We start from the raw sequence: 16,326 nt of genomic DNA on the forward strand, positions 1-16,326 counted from the left end.
TGATGGTATTCGATAAGCTTTATCAACTGGATCGAGATAATCGTTGCGCATCACCGACCTGGAGGCATTTGTCGCAATTGCAGAGGCGGGCTCGTTGACGGCAGCTGCCCGGGAACTTGGGCGATCCTTGCAGACTGTGAGCCGATCGCTGGCCGCACTCGAAGCCGATGTGGGTGTCGAGCTTGTCCACCGTACCACCCGCCATTCGACGATGAGCGAGGCGGGGAGAGCCTTCTATCAACGGGTGAAGCCGGCGGTGACGGATATACGGGAAGCGCAAGGTGAGATGGCGGACAGCCGGATGGAGCCGAGGGGAACGCTTCGCGTTGGCGCTCCGGTCCTGTTCGGACCTGACTTTCTCGTTCCGATCCTGAGCGCCTATGCCGCGCGATATCCGGCAATGGAGATCGATCTCCAGCTTGCGGATTCCTTTGCGAACCTCGCGGAAGAGGGGTTGGATGTTGTCATCCGCATTGCCGACCTGCCCGATTCGGGACTGCAAAGCAGGCGGTTGGGCGCGCTGAGAAGAGTGGTGTTCGGCGCTCCGTCATATTTCGAGAAACATGGCCGGCCACAGCATCCGAGCGAACTACGCAGACATTCCTGCATTGTCAGGACTATCGATCGGCGGGTGGGGCATTGGACCTTCCAGATCGCCGGAAAGAGCCGCAGCGTAGCCGTGCAGGGCAGTTTCCGGACCAACACCATGACCGCGATCTACTCGGCGGTTCGAAGCGGCATGGGGCTGGGATATTCGCCGCTCTGGCAAATCCACCATCTGGTGGAAACCGGCGAGGTCGAGACGGTCCTGGAGGAATTCGAACCCGCACCGGTGCCAATCAACGTCCTGTGGCAGGAGAATCGACTGGCGCCGGCAAAGGTTCGGGAATTCGTGAAGCTGCTCGCCGGCCAGCTGGACCTCAATGGGCTATAGCGGTTCCAGCCAGCGGGGTGGCGACGGCGCGCCCGTTTATCCGACGAACGCGCGCTCGATCACATAATGGCCCGGCTTGGCGTTCGAGCCTTCTTCGAAGCCGAGGCCGTCGAGCATCGCGGAGAGGTCCTTGATCATCTCCATGCTGCCGCACAGCATGATGCGGTCGGTCTCGGGATCGAGGCGCTTCTCGCCGCCCATCTGCGGGCCGAACAGCGCGCCATTTTCGATCAGCGTGCCGATGCGCTGGCTGGTCGGGAAGGGTTCGCGCGTCACGGTGGGCAGATAGCCGAACTGGAGCAGCGCCTGATCCTGGACCAGCGGGTCGCCGGCGAGCTGCGATTCCAGCTCCTCGCGGAAGGCGAGGTCGCTGACGCGGCGGACCGAGTGGACCAGCAGGATCTGGTTGAACATGTCATAGACGTCGGGGTCGCGCGCGAGGCTGAGGAAGGGCGCGAGGCCGGTGCCGGTGGACAGGAAGAACAGCCGCTTGCCGGGCAGCAGCGCGTCGGTGACGAGCGTGCCGGTGGGCTTGCGGCCGAGGAACAGCTGGTCGCCCGGCTGGATCAGCTGGAGCCGCGAGGTCAGCGGACCGTCAGGCACCTTGATCGACAGGAACTCCAGCTCCTCTGCATAAGCGGGGCTGGCGATCGAATAGGCGCGCAGCAGCGGGCGCCCTTCACCCGGCAGGCCGAGCATGACGAACTCGCCCGAGCGGAAGCGGAAGCTTTGCGGGCGGGTGATGGTGAAGCTGAACAGATGCTCGTTCCAGTGACGCACGCTGGTCACGGTCTCGACCGTCAGCGCCGCCGAAGGGGCGAGGGGGATATGGTTGCGGTCACTCATCAGTTCGGTTTCCCAGCACTTCAACTTACTGTTGCGCCGATGGGCTGAGGCCAATGGCCTCGAACGCCGCCGCCGCGGTTTCGATCGCGATCTGAAGCGCAGGTGCGCTCTCCGGGGGCACGATCATCCCCAGCATCTCCCGCATCTCGGCTTGGGGCCGGCGCGGCGCCTGCTCGAACAGGTCGAGCATCAGCGCCTCGTCGTCGCTGACGCGGCTATGGCCCGGAGCGCGGAAATAAAGCGGTTCGCGCGCTTCGCAATGAAGAATTGCCATGGCCATTGAAAAGGGCTGCAATGCCTCCGCCGCATTCCAGCGCGTGAATCCCTCGATCAGGGCGTTGCACGGACAATGCCGCCGGCCGACCGCCTGCACCCAGCCGCGCGTCGCCCAGACGATGAAACGCCCGCCCAGATCAAGCGACGAGGTCGTGCGGTCGAGATAATGGTACACGGGTACTCCCTTCGCCGCCGCTCCTAGCATGCGGCTATTGCGAGTCAATCGCAATATCTTCGCGCCCAGCGCGCAGGACGCATCGATCTTCCCGCTCGACGCGCAGGACAGCTTTGGGCAAGGTGGCGTGATGCAGGAACTTCCGACCGCCGGCGCCACCGTCCTTGCGATCCTGATGCTTGCCGCCTTTGCGCTGGCCTGGGGCGGGGTGCGGCTGATCCGCAGGGGCGAGCGGCAGAAGGGCGTGCTGATGATCGTGTGCGCGCTGGTGGCGCTGGGGAATGTGCTGATCTGGACGTTGTAGCCCAGCGGCGCGGCGCTAAAGAACGGTCATGACACGCAATTCCGGGCGCATCGCCTATCTTGCCTGCCGCGGGACGGTGACCAGCTCGTCCGAACGGCGCCACGACGCGTTCGAGCATGATCATTCGCTGCGCATCTTCGGTCCGGCTTTCGCGGCACGGGGCTATCGCCTCGAGGAGATCGCCTGGGATTCACCCGAGGTCGCCTGGGAAGATTTCGACGCGGCGATCGTCGGGACGACCTGGGACTATGCGGCGCAGCCCGACCGGTTCCTGGCGACCCTGAAGGCGATCGGTTCGCGCATCCCGCTCGCCAACCCGCCGGCGTTGATCGAGTGGAATTTGTCCAAACGCTATCTGGCCGAGCTCGCCGAACAGGGGGTTCCTTCCATTCCGACCCTGTGGGCGGACCGGCTTGCCGACCTGACGCCCGAGGATATCCGCACGGGCATCGAGGCCCAGCAGATCGTGATCAAGCCCGTGATCGGTGCGGGCGGGGTGAACCAGTATAAGGGAGGCCTGGACACGCTGCCGGCGCGCGACCACCCGCTGTGGCACCAGGGCGTGATGATCCAGCCGTTCATGGCGAGCATTGCGGAGGAGGGGGAGCTCAGCTTCATCTTCTTCGACGGGGTGTTCAGCCACGCGGTGCGCAAGACCCCGGCGCGTGCCGACTATCGCGTCCAGTCGGCCTTTGACGGCGCAGAACACGCCTTCGCTCCGGCGGCGAGCGATCTGGCGAGCGCGCAGGCGGTGGTCGACTCGCTGGGGGCGGCGGCGCTCTATGCGCGCATCGATCTGGTGCGCCGTTCCGACGGCGTGCTGGCGGTGATGGAGTGCGAACTGATCGAACTGTATCTCTACCCCCGCTTCGATGCCAGCGAAGGGCGGAACTTCGTGACGGCGGTGGAACGCTGGCTCGAACGCACGGGCTGAGCGAAGGCTAGTCCCGGTCGGGCGCCTGCCGGTTGCTCGCTGCGATCGCTGCCGCCCAATCGGCATCCTGCGCCTCGGTCGCGCCGATATCCTCGAGTGCGGGGAGGTCGCCGAACCAGGGCATCCGCGCTTCGCTGCCCATCTGCGTCCTGGGCGGGAAGGCGGCGGGATCGTCGAGCGAGCCCAGCGTGAGGTTGGTGCGGCTGCCCTCAAGGTTGCGATAGTAGAGCGGGGTGCCGCAGTCGGCGCAGAAACCGCGATCGACATGCTGCGAGCTGCGGAAGGCGGCGGGGGTGCCGCGGGTCCAGGTCAGCGCGTCGTTGGGCGCGGCGACCAGCGCGGCGAAGAGGTTGCCCACCGCCTTCTGGCACATGCGGCAATGGCAGAGGTGCGAATTGTCGAGCATCGCGGTGGCGCGATAGCGGACCGCGCCGCACTGGCACCCGCCGGTCACCGTGACGTCGATCCGTTTCATGGGGTCCTCGCGACAAATTGATACACTGTTTTGATGGCCGCGCCGGGCGGTGAGGGATAGGTTTTTTCGACCAACCGACAGGTGCCGCCCGATGCGTTTCCGATCGATCGTCTCGCCGCTGATCCTTGCCGCGCTGCTGGCGGCGCCCGTCGCGGCGCAGCGCCCGGCGCTGCCGCAGCCGCGCGAGATCGCCTTTGGCGCGGACCCGCTCCAGCGGCTCGATTTCTACCCTGCCGCCAATGCCAGCGGGGCCGCGCCGCTGTTCGTCTTCGTCCATGGCGGCGGATGGAAGCGCGGGGACAAGCGCAACGCGACGGGTGCGGCCAAGATCGCGCACTTCACCGGGCGCGGCCATGCCTTTGCCTCGGTCAACTACCGGCTGGTGCCCGATGCCAGGGTCGAGGATCAGGCGCAGGACGTCGCCAATGCGATCGCCCGGCTGATCCGCGATGCGCGTTCGCTGGGCGTCGATCCGGGCCGCATCGTGCTGGCCGGGCACAGCGCGGGCGCGCATCTGTCGGCGCTGGTCGCCACCGACCCGCAATATCTCAGGCGCGCCGGGGTGGGGATGGAGCGGATCAAGGGCGTCATCCTGCTCGACGGCGCGGCCTATGACGTGCCGGTTCAGGCGGGCGAGGGGCCGGGGATCATGCGGCCGACCTATACCCAGGCGTTCGGGACCGATCCCGCGCGGCAGCGGGCGCTGTCGCCCACGCTCCACGCCGCCGCGCCCAACGCGCCGCGCTTCCTGATCCTCCATGTCGAGCGAGAGGACGGGCGGCGCCAGTCCGAGGCGCTTGCGGCGGCGCTGCGCAAGGCAGGGACGCAGGCGGAGGTGCGCGCGTTGCGCGGCCGGGGGCTGCGCGGGCATATGGAGATCAACCGCGCGCTCGGCGATCCGGACTATCCAGGAACGGGCATCGTCGATGCGTGGATTGACGCGCTGCCCTGATCCGTGCGCTCAATCGTGCTGGGTGATGCGCAGCGCCCAGCGATCATAGCCCAGCGCCTCGACCCGGTCGCGGAGCATCTGGGCCAGTTCGGGCGAGGGGTGCGGATCGCGGCTCAGCACCCAGAGATAGCGGCCGCCCGGCTCGCCGACGATCGACCAGTCATAATCGTCGCCATGATCGAGCACCCAATAGTCGCCGGTGTAGAGCGGGCCGAAGAACGAGACCTTGAGCTTGGCGTTGGTCTCCTCGTCCGCGACGATCGCATGGCCCTCGGCGGTGTCGCGTTCGGTCTCGCCGGCGCGCAGGCCGCTGTTGAGGATGCGGACCTTGCCGTCCTTTTCCAGCGAATATTCGGCGGTGACCGCGTCCATGCCCTTCTGGAAGCGGTTCTCGTGCCGGGCGAGTTCGTACCATTTGCCGAGGTAGCGGGCGAGCTCGACGGGCTTGGCCGGCTGCGACACCCTGGGGTTGATCACCGGTGGGCGCGAGGCGCGCGAATAGAGGAACAGCCCGCCGATGGCGGCGGCGGCGACGCCGGTGGCGATCTTGATCGCGGTCGATTGCTTCATGACGGCATCATGCGCTGGGGAGCGGTGGAAGGATAGGGGGTGAAGGGAGAATCCAATGAGGAGCGACCGCGATGACTCGTGGTAGCGGACGTGCACAGATCGCGGCTATGCTTCCGCATATGCCGATCCATTTTGAACGCACTCCGCAAGGCTGGTTCGCCCAAGGCGCCAAGTACGAGATGCGACGTGAGGGGAGACGAGTCGGTGAGCGCTTCACGCTCTTCATAGACGGGAGGCGCGAAGTATCGTTCTTCGCTTGGGTCGATCAGACTTCCGGCCTTCAAGGGCCGGAGTATAATTGGACGATAGGCGCTTCCCAGGGCACCGCACAAACCAGCGTCGGCGTTGAGACCTATGCTACGCTATTCGGTGCCTTTTTCGCAGCGTATCAGCGACAGATGTCGCTCCCGCCGGGAAGCCTGACAATCTCATTCGACCCAGGCATTGAAGACAAGGCGTGGGAGCGCCGGGGGCCTTAGGGCGTCGTTCTTCAGCAAAGAAAACGGGTCACGGCACGCAGGCGTTTCCTAAACGCAAAAAGGCCGGAGCTTGCCTCCGGCCTTTCGCAATATCCGTGATCGCCCTTGCTGGCGCGCCCCTCACCGGATCGGCGAGTTCGGGTCGAGGCGCATGTCGAGATATTTGTCCACGCTGCCCATCAGCTCGTCCATCTCATGCTCGAAGAAATGGTTCGCGCCGGGGATGGTGTCGTGGTGGATGGTGATGTGCTTTTGCGTGCGCAGCTTGTCGACCAGCTTCTGGACCGCGCCCGGGGTCACCACCTCGTCATTCTCGCCCTGGATGATGATGCCCGACGAGGGGCAGGGGGCGAGGAAGGTGAAGTCGAACATGTTCGCGGGCGGCGCGACCGAGATGAAGCCGCGGATCTCGGGGCGGCGCATCAGCAGCTGCATGCCGATCCACGCGCCGAAGCCGAAGCCCGCGATCCAGGTGGTCGACGCTTCCGGGTGGAAGCTCTGCACCCAGTCGAGCGCCGACGCCGCGTCCGACAGCTCGCCGGTGCCGTTGTCAAACACGCCCTGGCTCTTGCCGACGCCGCGGAAGTTGAAGCGCAGGGTCGCGAAGCCGCGGCGCTGGAAGGTCTTGTACAGCTCCTGCACGATTCGGTTGTTCATCGTGCCGCCCGCATTGGGATGCGGGTGGAGGATCATCGCCACCGGTGCGCGGGGACGGGGAGCGGGGGCGAAACGCCCTTCGAGACGGCCTTCGGGACCGGGAATGATGACTTCGGGCAAAATGCTACCTGCTTGAAAAGACGCGCGGTGGCGCGGAATGCGATGCTGGCTATATAGTCGTGAAGCCCCTTCACGCAATTTCAAACGAGTCCCGTCCTGAGCGACCGCATCTATCTGGACCATGCCGCGACCCAGCCGCTCCGGCCCGAGGTGCGCGAAGCGATGATCGAGGGGATGCTGCGCTGGGCGAACCCGTCCTCCCCCCATGCCGAGGGTCGCGCGGCACGTGCGGCGCTGGAGGATGCGCGGGCGCGGATCAAGGCGGCGCTGGGCTGGGAGGGGCAGGTCCTGTTCACCAGCGGCGCGAGCGAGGCGCTGGCGATCGCGATGCGGCGGACCAAGGGCGGCACGCGCTGGCGCTCCTCGGTCGAGCATGACGCGGTGCTGCGCGCCGCGCCCGAGGCACAGCTGCTGCCGGTCAACCGCGAATGGGACGTCGATCCCGACGCGATCGAAGACGCGTTGGCCGCGGGCGACCGGCCGGTGATCGCGATCCAGTGGGTCAATCCCGAGACCGGGAAGGTCCAGCCGATCGAACGCTATGCCCCGATGATCGAGGCGGGCGGGGGCGTTCTGGTGACGGATGCGTCGCAGCTGTGGGGGCTGACGCGCTTTCCGACACAGGCGCAGATGATGGTCATCTCCGCCCACAAGCTGGGCGGACCGATCGGCATCGGCGCGCTGCTGGTCGGCGACCTTGGCCTGCTCGAACCGTCGGGCGGCCAGGAGTTCGGCTATCGCGCAGGGACCGAGAATCTGCCCGCGGTGCTGGGCTTCGCCGCGGCGGTCGAGGGCTGGGCGGCGAAGCGGGTGGCTGCGCCCGACATGGACCGGCACGAGGCGCTGGTCGACATGTTCCGCACGCTCAAGAGCTACGGCGGCGAGCAGCTGATGGGCTATGGCGACTATGTGAGCGAGATCCGTGCGATCGCCATGCCCAACCTCAGCGCCGCGGCGCAGCTGGTGCGCTTCGACATGAAGGGCTTCGCGGTATCGGCCGGGAGCGCTTGCGCATCGGGAACGTTGAAGCAGAGCCGGGTGCTGGAAGCATTCGGGGTGGAACCGGAGGTGGCGGCGCGGACGATCCGGGTCAGCATGGGCTGGAGCACCACCGCCGAAGAAATCCGGCGTTTCACCGACACTTGGATCGATATTGCAATGGGGGCAGCGGCGAAAGCAGGATGACCTATCTCGACTATCAGGCGACCACGCCGCTAGCGCCCGAAGCGGTCGAGGCGATGCTGCCCTGGCTCAATGCCGGGTTCGCCAACCCCCATTCGGCGCACGCCGCCGGGCGCAAGGCCAAGGCTGCGGTCGAGGCGGCGCGCGAGGCGGTCGCCGACCTGATGCCCGACAATGGCAATGTCAGCTTCACCAGCGGCGCGACCGAGGCGCTCAACTGGGCGATCAAGGGCAGCACCGGGCCGATCGTGACGATCGCGACCGAACATGCCGCGGTGCTCGACACGGTTGCGGCCGAGATGCGGCGCGGGCGCGATGTGACCGTGCTGCCGGTGGGCAGCGACGGGCTGGTCGAGCTGGCTGCGGCGCGCGAGGCGATCCGGCCGGGCACGGGGCTGGTCGCGGTGATGCTGGTCAACAACGAGATCGGCACGGTCCAGCCGATCGAGGAACTGGCGGCGCTGACCAAGCAGGCGGGCGCACTGCTGCTGTGCGACGCGGTGCAGGGCTATGGCCGCGAGATCATCCCCGCGGAGTGCGATCTGGTGGCGGTGTCGGCACACAAGGTTCATGGTCCCAAGGGCGTGGGCGCGCTGTGGATCCGCGACGGGGTCGAGCTGGAGCCGCTGCTGCATGGCGGCGGGCAGGAACCGGGCGGGCGATCGGGCACGCTGTCGCCGGCCTTGTGCGCCGGGTTCGGCGCCGCGGCGACGCTCGCCAAGCAGCGGTTCGGCGCCGATCGCGGGCATGTGTCGCAGTTGTTCCGCAAGGCCTATCAGGCGCTGGGCGGATCGGGCTGGACGCTCAACGGATCGATGGACGACCGCTATCCGGGCAATCTCAACATGCGCTACCCCGGCCTCGACGTCGCGCGGCTGATGTCCGATCTGCGCGACATCGCCTTCTCCGCCGGATCGGCCTGCGCGAGCGGATCGGGGCGGCCGAGCCATGTGCTGAAGGCGATGGGGCTGAGCGATATCGATGCGCGGTCGAGCATCCGGCTGGGCTTCGGGCGTTACACCACCGAGGAGGAACTGCTCGCCGCGGTCGAGCGGATCGATGCGGCGGCGCGCGAACAACGGTTCGCGGCATGATCCGGGTGCGGTTCCTCACCCCCGATGGCGACCTCGCCTGCGACGCCGAAGGGGAGGCGGGCTTCTCGCTGCTCGAGCTGGGGCAGGCGAAGGGCATGCCGCTGGAGGGGACGTGCGAGGGGCAGATGGCCTGCTCGACCTGCCATGTCATCGTCTCCGCCGCGGATTTCGACCGCTTGCCACGGGCGAGCGAGGAGGAAGAGGACATGCTCGACCTTGCCGTCGGGGCGACGCGGACCAGCCGGCTTTCGTGCCAGATCGTCCTGACGCCCGAGCTTGACGGCCTGACGGTCAGCTTGCCTTCAGAACATCGCGATATGCAGGGACGATGACCATGACACCCAATCGCCGCCAGATGATCGCCGGAGCCGCAGCGCTCGCCGCATTCCCCTCCGCCGCGCTGGCGCAGTGGAAGAGCGGGATGGACCAGCTTCGCGAGGAGACCGGCGCCCGCATCGGTCTGGCGGTGTATGACAGCGGCACCGGGCGGCGCTATTTCGACGGGGCCGAGGCGCGCTTTGCGATGTGCTCGACCTTCAAGGTGCCGCTGGCCGCGGCGGTGCTGGCACGCGCCGATCGCGGCGAGATCGACCTGACGCGGGAGCTTCGGTTCAGCGAGGCAGACTTGCTGGACTATGCGCCGGTGGTGAAGGCGAATCTGGCGAAGGGAGCGATGTCGATCGAGGCATTGCTGGAGGCGGCGGTGGTGATGAGCGACAATGCCGCCGCCAACCTCGTCTTCGGGCAGATCTCCGGCCCGCGCGGGCTGACCGCCTTCATCCGCTCGGCCGGCGACACGCTCACCCGCTCGGACCGGGACGAGCCGACGCTCAACAATGTCCGCAACGGCGAGGTGCGCGACACCACCACGCCGCAGGCGATGCTGTGGCTGCTCAACGCGCTGCTGCTCGGCGAAACGCTGGCGCCGGCATCGCGCACGAAGCTGATCGGCTGGATGGAAGCGTCCCCCACCGGCAAGGACCGCCTGCGTGCCGGACTGCCCAAGACGTGGCGCGTCGGCGACAAGACCGGGACGAGCGGCGAAGGCTATGTCCACGACGTCGCCATCGCAACTCCGCCGGGGCGCAAGCCGCTGCTGATCACCTGCTATATGGATGCACCGATGCTGCCGGCGGCGAAGGCCAATGCCGCGCATGCCAAGGTCGGTGAACTGGTGGGTCTTCTGTTCGGCTGAGGCATGCGAACCGGCGGCGTTGCAATCGCGGGGACTTTCCCCCATATGCGCCGCGGGAGTCGGGCGGACGATGCCGTCGCCAACCCGGTCAGGTCCGGAAGGAAGCAGCCGTAACGATTTTCGTGTCGGGTCGTCCCGGCTCCCACCTTCACTTCACCGTCGGCGAATAATCGGTCAGGCGCAGCGTGCGATCCTGGATCGCGCCGACGATCGGGCGATGCTCCGCGGGCGTCTCGCGCTTGATCCGCGCCCATTCCGCGTCCGCCATGAACGCGCTCCACGCCGCCTTCATCCGCGCCTCGTCCGGCCAGCGCAGCAGATAGGCGAATTCGGGCTTCTCGGCGGTCCCACTCTCCCACATCGCGACGATTTCGAACCCGTGGCGGCGCATGATGCGCGTGGCATGATCGCGGAAGCGGTCGTGGAACGCCGCCTTGCTGTGCGGATAGAGTTCATAGACGCGGAGCTGGTAGACCGGCGCGGCGACGACATGGCTCTGCGCGTCGGCGGGTGCGGCGACGGCAAAGAGTGCTGCCATTGCAATCCCCTGGACCATGCTGCTCTCCTTCGATCACGGCAAGGTGGTGGCCGGCCGGGCGGCAGTCAACGGGGCTCAGACGAACTCCTCGGCGATCCCGAACACCAGCAGGAGCGCGCTGATGGTCACGAGCAGCGCGACATTCCACCGACGCGATTTCACCTTGAGCAGCGCGATCAGCAGCGCCAGCACAGCGAGGCCGACCCAGACCACGACCATCTCCGACTCCGTCATCGCCAGTTCGGCGTCGGGCGTCGGCTTGGCGATCTCCAGCCCGATATGGCCGATCCAGGTCCCGACATTGGCGGCGAGCAGCCCGCCGATCACCAGGCGGTTCTGCTTGTCGTACCAGTCGTCGAAGTCAGGCCATTCCTCCGGGGCGTCGGGGAAGATCAGCGTGGCGGCGAGATAGTAGATGCCGACGATGGTCAGCACCCCGATCAGCGTCAGATAATTGGCGGCGATCTGCTCGCGGACTTCCCAGGCGATCACCCAGAAGCTGGTGAGATCGAGGATGACCAGAAGGCCCAGCAGCGGGGTGAGCCAGCCGATCTTGACTGGCCGGGTACCGCGCTTGAGCTTGAGCGTGCGCGAAAAACCGCCGAGCACCTCAGCGATGGCAAGGCCGAGCAACAGGCCGTAGACCGCGAAAACCAGCTCGAACGGACTCATGGCGTTGCTCCCCCGACTTCCCCGGGGGCAGAGTAGCGTGCGCCGTGTCCTGCGCTAGCCCCTTGTTCTCAAATGAAAACCGCCGCCCCGTTTCCGGAGCGGCGGCTTCGTTTCGCCAAGGGCGATGGCCGGATCAGAAGCCGACGATCAGCGAGGCGCTGATGGCGCGCGGCGCGCCGAAGTTGACGAAGGAAGAGCTCGACCCGGGAGCCTGGTCGAGACCCCCGCTGAACGAACCGACATAGTATTCGTCGAACAGGTTGGACACGTTCAGCTGGAAATAGGTGTTGCTCAGGCCCGCATCGGCGAGCGAGTAACGCACGTCGAGGTCCACCACCGTATAGCCGTCGAACTTGAAGCTGTTGATGTCGTTGAGGAAACGCGAACCGGTGCGCTTGATCTGGGCGCCCAGGTCAAACGAACCCAGCGTTCCCTGAATGCGGCCACCCCACAGATATTCGGGCGCGCCGCGTTCACGCTTGCCTGCCGTGGGCAGCTCGCCCGTCGCGGTCCGGACGTTCTCCTGGATCTCCGACTTGATGTACGAGCCGAACAGATAGACGAGAACTTCGGGGATCGGACGGATCGAGATGCTTGCATCGAAACCGTACTTCTTGACCTCGCCAAGGTTGGTGTCGACGTTGCAGTCGCAGTCGATATTGTAGGCCGAGACGATGCGGTTCTGGTAGTTGGAGTACCAGCCGGTCAGCGCCGCCTGCACCTTGCCCGACTTGTATCGCAGGCTCAGGTCGAAGCTGTCGGACGTCTCCGCCACCGGCTTCGCCGCCGGGTTGTCCGCGGGAACGTACAGCGAGTTGTAGAGCGTGTCCGTGCCCGGAACCGACAGGTTCTTCGCATAGTTGCCGGCCAGGCTCAGCGCCTGGGTGAAGTTGTAGGTCAGGCCGACATTCGGCAGGAACTTGTTGTAGTCGTACTTCCGGCTCTGGGGCGGTGCCGAGCCGGTCGGCCGGCCGGTCGTCGGGTTGATCACATAGGGATTGGCCGCTGCATAGGCCGCAGCCGTGGCCGGATTGGCGATGCAATCCACGAACCCGCTCGCCGACGTGGTGTAGCAATACTGGTTCAGGTCACGCTCGAAGAAAGGCAGACGCCCGCCGATCTGGACCACCAGCGCGTCGGCAAGGAAGCTGCCGCGATATTCGCCGGCGATCTGGTGCAGGGTCGCGAACGACTTGCGATTGCGCTTGTTGAGCACGTTGCCGCCGTTATCGCCGATCGGATCGTTCACCGGGAACACGTCGAACGGCTCGCCACCGACGGTGAGGAAGCCGGCCTGGCCGGTCTGGCGGTGACGCGCGCGGTCGAACGAGTAGGACAGACGAATGCGGTTGGCGTCGTTCAGCTCGTAGGCGAGGTTGACGATCGCGCCCCAGCGGGTCGTTTGCGTCTGGCTCGGCGAAACAACGCGAACGCCGTCAAGCAGATCGCCGTCGCCGTTCAGGTCGCGATTGGCGAAGTAATAGGAGCTGCCCGAGGAACCGAACGCCGGCACGGTCGCGAAGATGACGCCGGTGGCGCCGGTCGCGTGGGTCCGCTCGAGCGCAACGCTGGTGCCGCCGCCATTGGCCTTCACATGCTGATACGAGCCGTCGACGGTGAGCGTCAGCTTATCGCTCAGGCTAAAGCGCGAGTTCAGGCGGACGTTGCCGGTGTTCGACGGGTTGTAGCGGCGCTCGAAATCCGAACCGCAATTGTTCGGGCGGTCGACCACTCCGGTCTGCGGCGTGTCGGTGTTGCAGACCGCGCCGTTGGCCACCTTATAGAAGCGCGCATTCTTGTCGCCCGCGACGGCGTTGGCGCGGAAGGGCGAGCCGCCGAAGTTGTTGCGGTTCACGTTGTAGTGACCGGCGAGCGAGATGAAGTCGCCGTTCGCGCCGAGCTCCTGATAGATCTTGGCGTTGTACTGCTGCTTGTCGATCTTGCCGTAGTCGGAGAACGTCGCCTCGTTATAGGCGCGCGAGGCGGAGATCCATGCCTTGGTGCCCGCGCCAGTGAGGTCGCCGGTCTGGATGAGGCCGAACACGCGGTGATAGGGGCGGTGCCCGGAACCCTTGGCGACGATGTCGCCATAGCTCGCGCTGAACATCGCGCTGAGCTGGTCGGAAGGCGTGATCGAGTTGATGTTGACGGTGCCGCCGACCGCCGCCGCGGTCGGGCTGTCGACGTCGGTCGAGCCCAGATTGACGTTGACCGTCTCGATCAGCTCGGGATCGAGCTGCTGGTTGGTGTAGATCGCATAGTTGCCCGAGTCATTGAGCGGAATGCCGTCGAACGTCTGCGAGATACGCGCCGAGTCAAAGCCGCGGATGGTGAACGAACCGCCGCTGGAACCCCAGGGATCATTGTTCGTGAAGCTCACGCCCGGCACGAGGTTGATGATCTCGTTGACCGACTGGCCCGGGCGCTGACGCTGGATGATCTCCTTGTCGAGAACAACCTTCGCCTTCGGCGAGCTCGGGATTTCGACACCGCCGACGCTGGTGACGTTCGTGCCGGTGACGACGATTTCACCCTCGTCGAACTCGGTCGAGCCGGTCGACTGCGCGTTCGCTGCAGCCGGAAGGATGAGCGCGGCAGCAGCCACGCTGAAAAGCAGATAGTTTCGCATATTTGTCCCCTTAGGAGCGGCCGTTCAAAGCCTACGCTGCGATGGTCCTCCCACCGTCTTGTGCCGCCCATGGGAAGGATTCTTTGCGAGATTGTTACAATTGATTCAAGTCCATTGTGCGTTGCAAAAAAGCATCACCCCCCAAGTTAGTGGGCGGACCCTACGATTTCCGCCCATTTCGCCTCGTCGATCACCTGGATTCCGAGATCGGCAGCCTTTTTGAGTTTCGATCCGGCGCCCGGGCCGGCGACCACCAGATCGGTTTTTGCGGACACCGAACCCGCGACTCGGGCGCCGAGCGACTCCGCCTGCGCCTTCGCCTCATCGCGGCTCAGCGTCTCGAGGCTGCCGGTGAAGACGATCGTCTTTCCAGTCACTTCCGACGCACGCGCTTCGACCAGGAAGGGGGGCGGGGCAACCTCGGCGAGCAGATCGTCCCACACCGCGCGATTGTGCGGCTCGTGGAAGAAATCGGCGAGCGCGTGGCCGACGGCGGCACCGACATTCTCGATCCCGATATGCTCGGCGATCGCCTTGTCCAGCCGGGCTAGGAACTTGGCATCCGTCTCGCCGATCGCGGGGGCGATGCTCTCGCGCAACGCAATCACCTCGTCCGCCAGCGTGGCGAGGGCGGGGAGGGTGGTGAGGCGTTTCATCAGGTCGCGCGCGGTGATCGACCCGATGTGACGGATACCGAGGCCGAACAGCAGCCGCGCGGCGTCGGGCGCGCGCTTCGCCTCGATCGCGGCGAGCAGGTTGTCGACCGATTTGTCCTTCCACCCCTCGCGCTCCAGCAGCGCGTCGCGATGCTTGTGCAAGCGGAAGATGTCGGCGGGTTCGGCGATCCAGCCAAGGTCGAGGAACTCGACGATCGTCTTCTCGCCCAGTCCCTCGATATCGAGTGCGCCGCGGCTGACGAAATGGCGCAGCCGTTCCTGACGCTGGGCGGGACAGATCAGCCCGCCGGTGCAGCGATAGTCGACCTCGCCCTCCTCCCGCGTGGCCTCGGACTGGCAGATCGGGCAATGGGTCGGGAAGACATAGGGTTCGCGCGGTTCGTCGCGCGTGAGGTTCTCGACGATCTGCGGGATCACGTCGCCCGCGCGCTGGAGCAGCACGCGGTCGCCCGGACGCACGCCGAGCCGCTCGATCTCGTCGGCATTGTGCAGCGTCGCGTTGGTGACGGTGACGCCGCCGACGGTCACCGGTTCGAGCCGCGCCACGGGGGTGAGCTTGCCGGTGCGGCCGACCTGGATGTCGATGGCGTTGAGCGTCGTCTCCGCGCGTTCGGCCGGGAATTTGTGCGCGATCGCCCAGCGCGGCGCGCGGCCGACGCTGCCGAGCCGTGCCTGCCAGTCGAGCCGATCGACCTTGTAGACCACGCCGTCGATGTCGAAGGGCAGGTCGGCACGCAGCTTCTCGATCTTGCGATACTGCGCCAGTGCCGGCTCGACCTGCACGCAATCGACGAACAGCGGATGAAGCGGAAAGCCCCAGGCCTCGATCGCCTTCATCACGGCGAACTGGGTGTCGCCGGGCAGGGCGCTGGTCTCACCCCAGCCATGCGCCAGGAAGCGCAGCGGGCGCGAGGCGGTGACCGCGGGGTCCTTCTGGCGCAGCGATCCCGCGGCGGCATTGCGCGGGTTGGCGAACTGGCGTGCTTCCTTGCCGCTTTCCTCAGCTTCGGCCGCCAGCCGGGCGTTGAGCGCGAAGAAGTCGTCCTTCGCCATATAGATCTCGCCGCGCACCTCGAACGTGTCGGGCGCGCCGGCGGGCAGGTCGGTCGGGATGTCGGAAATGGTCAGCACGTTGGGCGTGACATTCTCCCCAACCTGTCCGTCGCCGCGGGTGGCGGCGAGCACGAGCTTGCGGTTCTCGTAGCGCAGCGAGCAGGACAGGCCGTCGATCTTGGGTTCGGCGGTCAGCGCGACGCGGTCGTCCTCGCCGAGCTTGAGGAAGCGCCGCACGCGCAGCACGAACTCGATCACCTCCTCGTCCGAGAAGGCGTTGTCGAGGCTCATCATCGCCTGAGCGTGGCGGACCTTGGCGAGGTTCCCCGCAGGCGCGGCGCCGACCAGCTTGGAGGGAGAGTCGTCGCGGACGAGGTGCGGGAAGGCCGCCTCGATCGCGGTGTTGCGCCGCATCAGCGCGTCATAGTCGGCGTCGCTGATCTCGGGCGCGTCGTCGGTATGGTAGAGCCGGTTGTGGCGCGCGATCTCGCTCGCCAGCGTTTCGAGTTCGGCGGCGGCCTCGGCTTCGGTGGCGGGGAGCTTGCTCATGGCTCCCCGCTACCG

At 66.3% G+C, this 16,326-nt stretch carries 17 protein-coding genes and 1 other RNA gene; 9 read left to right on the forward strand and 9 right to left on the reverse strand.

Going from position 1 to position 16,326, the window contains the following annotated elements; all coding sequences use genetic code 11:
• The first annotated feature begins 43 nt into the window (after positions 1–43).
• Positions 44–934: a LysR family transcriptional regulator gene (locus BDW16_RS18550; protein WP_066574368.1), complete on the forward strand. Its 891-nt coding sequence runs from the start codon at positions 44–46 to the stop codon at positions 932–934.
• Between the two features lie 36 nt (positions 935–970).
• Here the strand turns inward: BDW16_RS18550 and BDW16_RS18555 are convergent, their stop codons facing one another.
• Together BDW16_RS18555 and BDW16_RS18560 are read right to left on the reverse strand one after the other, a co-directional pair.
• On the reverse strand, positions 971–1,780 hold the full coding sequence (locus BDW16_RS18555) for a ferredoxin--NADP reductase (protein ID WP_066574995.1): 810 nt from the start codon (positions 1,778–1,780) through the stop codon (positions 971–973).
• 25 nt (positions 1,781–1,805) lie between these two features.
• Complete coding sequence (locus BDW16_RS18560) at positions 1,806–2,231, reverse strand: hypothetical protein (protein WP_066574365.1); 426 nt, start codon at positions 2,229–2,231, stop codon at positions 1,806–1,808.
• A gap of 28 nt (positions 2,232–2,259) precedes the next feature.
• Here BDW16_RS18560 and BDW16_RS18565 point away from each other — a divergent pair, with 28 nt between their 5' ends.
• Together BDW16_RS18565 and BDW16_RS18570 are read left to right on the forward strand one after the other, a co-directional pair.
• Positions 2,260–2,535: a hypothetical protein gene (locus BDW16_RS18565; protein ID WP_066574362.1), complete on the forward strand. Its 276-nt coding sequence runs from the start codon at positions 2,260–2,262 to the stop codon at positions 2,533–2,535.
• Positions 2,536–2,563: 28 nt separating this feature from the next.
• Complete coding sequence (locus tag BDW16_RS18570) at positions 2,564–3,469, forward strand: ATP-grasp domain-containing protein (RefSeq protein ID WP_066574359.1); 906 nt, start codon at positions 2,564–2,566, stop codon at positions 3,467–3,469.
• A 7-nt stretch (positions 3,470–3,476) separates the two neighbouring features.
• On the opposite strand, the gene BDW16_RS18575 is transcribed toward BDW16_RS18570, so the two are convergent.
• The gene (locus BDW16_RS18575) at positions 3,477–3,944 is read right to left on the reverse strand and encodes a GFA family protein (RefSeq protein WP_066574357.1); all 468 of its coding nucleotides are present in this window, start codon (positions 3,942–3,944) and stop codon (positions 3,477–3,479) included.
• Positions 3,945–4,035: 91 nt separating this feature from the next.
• Here BDW16_RS18575 and BDW16_RS18580 point away from each other — a divergent pair, with 91 nt between their 5' ends.
• Positions 4,036–4,896, forward strand: coding sequence for an alpha/beta hydrolase (locus BDW16_RS18580; protein WP_066574354.1), 861 nt, complete (start codon positions 4,036–4,038; stop codon positions 4,894–4,896).
• A 9-nt stretch (positions 4,897–4,905) separates the two neighbouring features.
• On the opposite strand, the gene BDW16_RS18585 is transcribed toward BDW16_RS18580, so the two are convergent.
• Together BDW16_RS18585 and BDW16_RS18595 are read right to left on the reverse strand one after the other, a co-directional pair.
• On the reverse strand, positions 4,906–5,466 hold the full coding sequence (locus tag BDW16_RS18585) for a lipocalin family protein (RefSeq protein ID WP_066574351.1): 561 nt from the start codon (positions 5,464–5,466) through the stop codon (positions 4,906–4,908).
• A 599-nt stretch (positions 5,467–6,065) separates the two neighbouring features.
• Complete coding sequence (locus tag BDW16_RS18595) at positions 6,066–6,722, reverse strand: alpha/beta hydrolase (protein ID WP_066574346.1); 657 nt, start codon at positions 6,720–6,722, stop codon at positions 6,066–6,068.
• Positions 6,723–6,836: 114 nt separating this feature from the next.
• On the opposite strand from BDW16_RS18595, the gene BDW16_RS18600 reads away from it, so the two are divergent.
• The 5 genes from BDW16_RS18600 (at position 6,837) to ffs (ending at position 10,343) form a co-directional block, all read left to right on the forward strand.
• Entirely contained in the window at positions 6,837–7,907 is a 1,071-nt protein-coding gene (locus BDW16_RS18600) for a cysteine desulfurase family protein (RefSeq protein WP_338417964.1), read from the forward strand.
• Entirely contained in the window at positions 7,904–8,998 is a 1,095-nt protein-coding gene (locus tag BDW16_RS18605; RefSeq protein ID WP_066574342.1) for a cysteine desulfurase family protein, read from the forward strand. The genes BDW16_RS18600 and BDW16_RS18605 overlap by 4 nt, the downstream gene beginning before the upstream one ends.
• A complete protein-coding gene (locus tag BDW16_RS18610) occupies positions 8,995–9,330 on the forward strand; it encodes a 2Fe-2S iron-sulfur cluster-binding protein (protein WP_066574341.1) in 336 nt (111 codons plus the stop codon). Before BDW16_RS18605 ends, BDW16_RS18610 begins: the two co-directional genes overlap by 4 nt.
• 2 nt (positions 9,331–9,332) lie before the next feature.
• Positions 9,333–10,193, forward strand: coding sequence for a class A beta-lactamase (gene bla, locus BDW16_RS18615; protein WP_066574339.1), 861 nt, complete (start codon positions 9,333–9,335; stop codon positions 10,191–10,193).
• Positions 10,194–10,244: 51 nt separating this feature from the next.
• Positions 10,245–10,343: signal recognition particle sRNA small type (gene ffs, locus BDW16_RS18620), an RNA gene on the forward strand.
• Here ffs and BDW16_RS18625 read toward each other — a convergent pair.
• The 4 genes from BDW16_RS18625 to ligA form a co-directional block, all read right to left on the reverse strand.
• On the reverse strand, positions 10,342–10,731 hold the full coding sequence (locus tag BDW16_RS18625) for an NIPSNAP family protein (protein ID WP_241230483.1): 390 nt from the start codon (positions 10,729–10,731) through the stop codon (positions 10,342–10,344). The genes ffs and BDW16_RS18625 overlap by 2 nt on opposite strands.
• A 75-nt stretch (positions 10,732–10,806) precedes the next feature.
• Positions 10,807–11,403, reverse strand: a complete 597-nt coding sequence (locus BDW16_RS18630; RefSeq protein ID WP_066574331.1) for a hypothetical protein — start codon at positions 11,401–11,403, stop codon at positions 10,807–10,809.
• Between the two features lie 133 nt (positions 11,404–11,536).
• A complete protein-coding gene (locus tag BDW16_RS18635; RefSeq protein WP_066574329.1) occupies positions 11,537–14,032 on the reverse strand; it encodes a TonB-dependent receptor in 2,496 nt (831 codons plus the stop codon).
• Between the two features lie 146 nt (positions 14,033–14,178).
• Positions 14,179–16,311 carry an NAD-dependent DNA ligase LigA gene (ligA, locus tag BDW16_RS18640; RefSeq protein ID WP_066574327.1) on the reverse strand — a complete coding sequence of 711 codons (2,133 nt, stop codon included), beginning with the start codon at positions 16,309–16,311 and terminating at the stop codon, positions 14,179–14,181.
• Positions 16,312–16,326 lie beyond the last annotated feature (15 nt).

The organism is Sphingomonas koreensis, from assembly GCF_002797435.1.
In the GTDB taxonomy this organism is placed as follows: Bacteria; Pseudomonadota; Alphaproteobacteria; order Sphingomonadales; family Sphingomonadaceae; genus Sphingomonas; species Sphingomonas koreensis.

Coding starts and splice junctions, on each gene's coding strand:
- BDW16_RS18555 (WP_066574995.1), bottom strand. CDS start 1,780: ATGAGTGACCGCAACCATATCCCCCTCGCCCCTTCGGCGGCGCTGACG.
- BDW16_RS18565 (WP_066574362.1), top strand. CDS start 2,260: ATGCGGCTATTGCGAGTCAATCGCAATATCTTCGCGCCCAGCGCGCAG.
- BDW16_RS18570 (WP_066574359.1), top strand. CDS start 2,564: ATGACACGCAATTCCGGGCGCATCGCCTATCTTGCCTGCCGCGGGACG.
- BDW16_RS18575 (WP_066574357.1), bottom strand. CDS start 3,944: ATGAAACGGATCGACGTCACGGTGACCGGCGGGTGCCAGTGCGGCGCG.
- BDW16_RS18580 (WP_066574354.1), top strand. CDS start 4,036: ATGCGTTTCCGATCGATCGTCTCGCCGCTGATCCTTGCCGCGCTGCTG.
- BDW16_RS18585 (WP_066574351.1), bottom strand. CDS start 5,466: ATGAAGCAATCGACCGCGATCAAGATCGCCACCGGCGTCGCCGCCGCC.
- BDW16_RS18605 (WP_066574342.1), top strand. CDS start 7,904: ATGACCTATCTCGACTATCAGGCGACCACGCCGCTAGCGCCCGAAGCG.
- BDW16_RS18610 (WP_066574341.1), top strand. CDS start 8,995: ATGATCCGGGTGCGGTTCCTCACCCCCGATGGCGACCTCGCCTGCGAC.
- bla (WP_066574339.1), top strand. CDS start 9,333: ATGACACCCAATCGCCGCCAGATGATCGCCGGAGCCGCAGCGCTCGCC.
- BDW16_RS18625 (WP_241230483.1), bottom strand. CDS start 10,731: ATGGCAGCACTCTTTGCCGTCGCCGCACCCGCCGACGCGCAGAGCCAT.
- BDW16_RS18630 (WP_066574331.1), bottom strand. CDS start 11,403: ATGAGTCCGTTCGAGCTGGTTTTCGCGGTCTACGGCCTGTTGCTCGGC.
- BDW16_RS18635 (WP_066574329.1), bottom strand. CDS start 14,032: ATGCGAAACTATCTGCTTTTCAGCGTGGCTGCTGCCGCGCTCATCCTT.
- ligA (WP_066574327.1), bottom strand. CDS start 16,311: ATGAGCAAGCTCCCCGCCACCGAAGCCGAGGCCGCCGCCGAACTCGAA.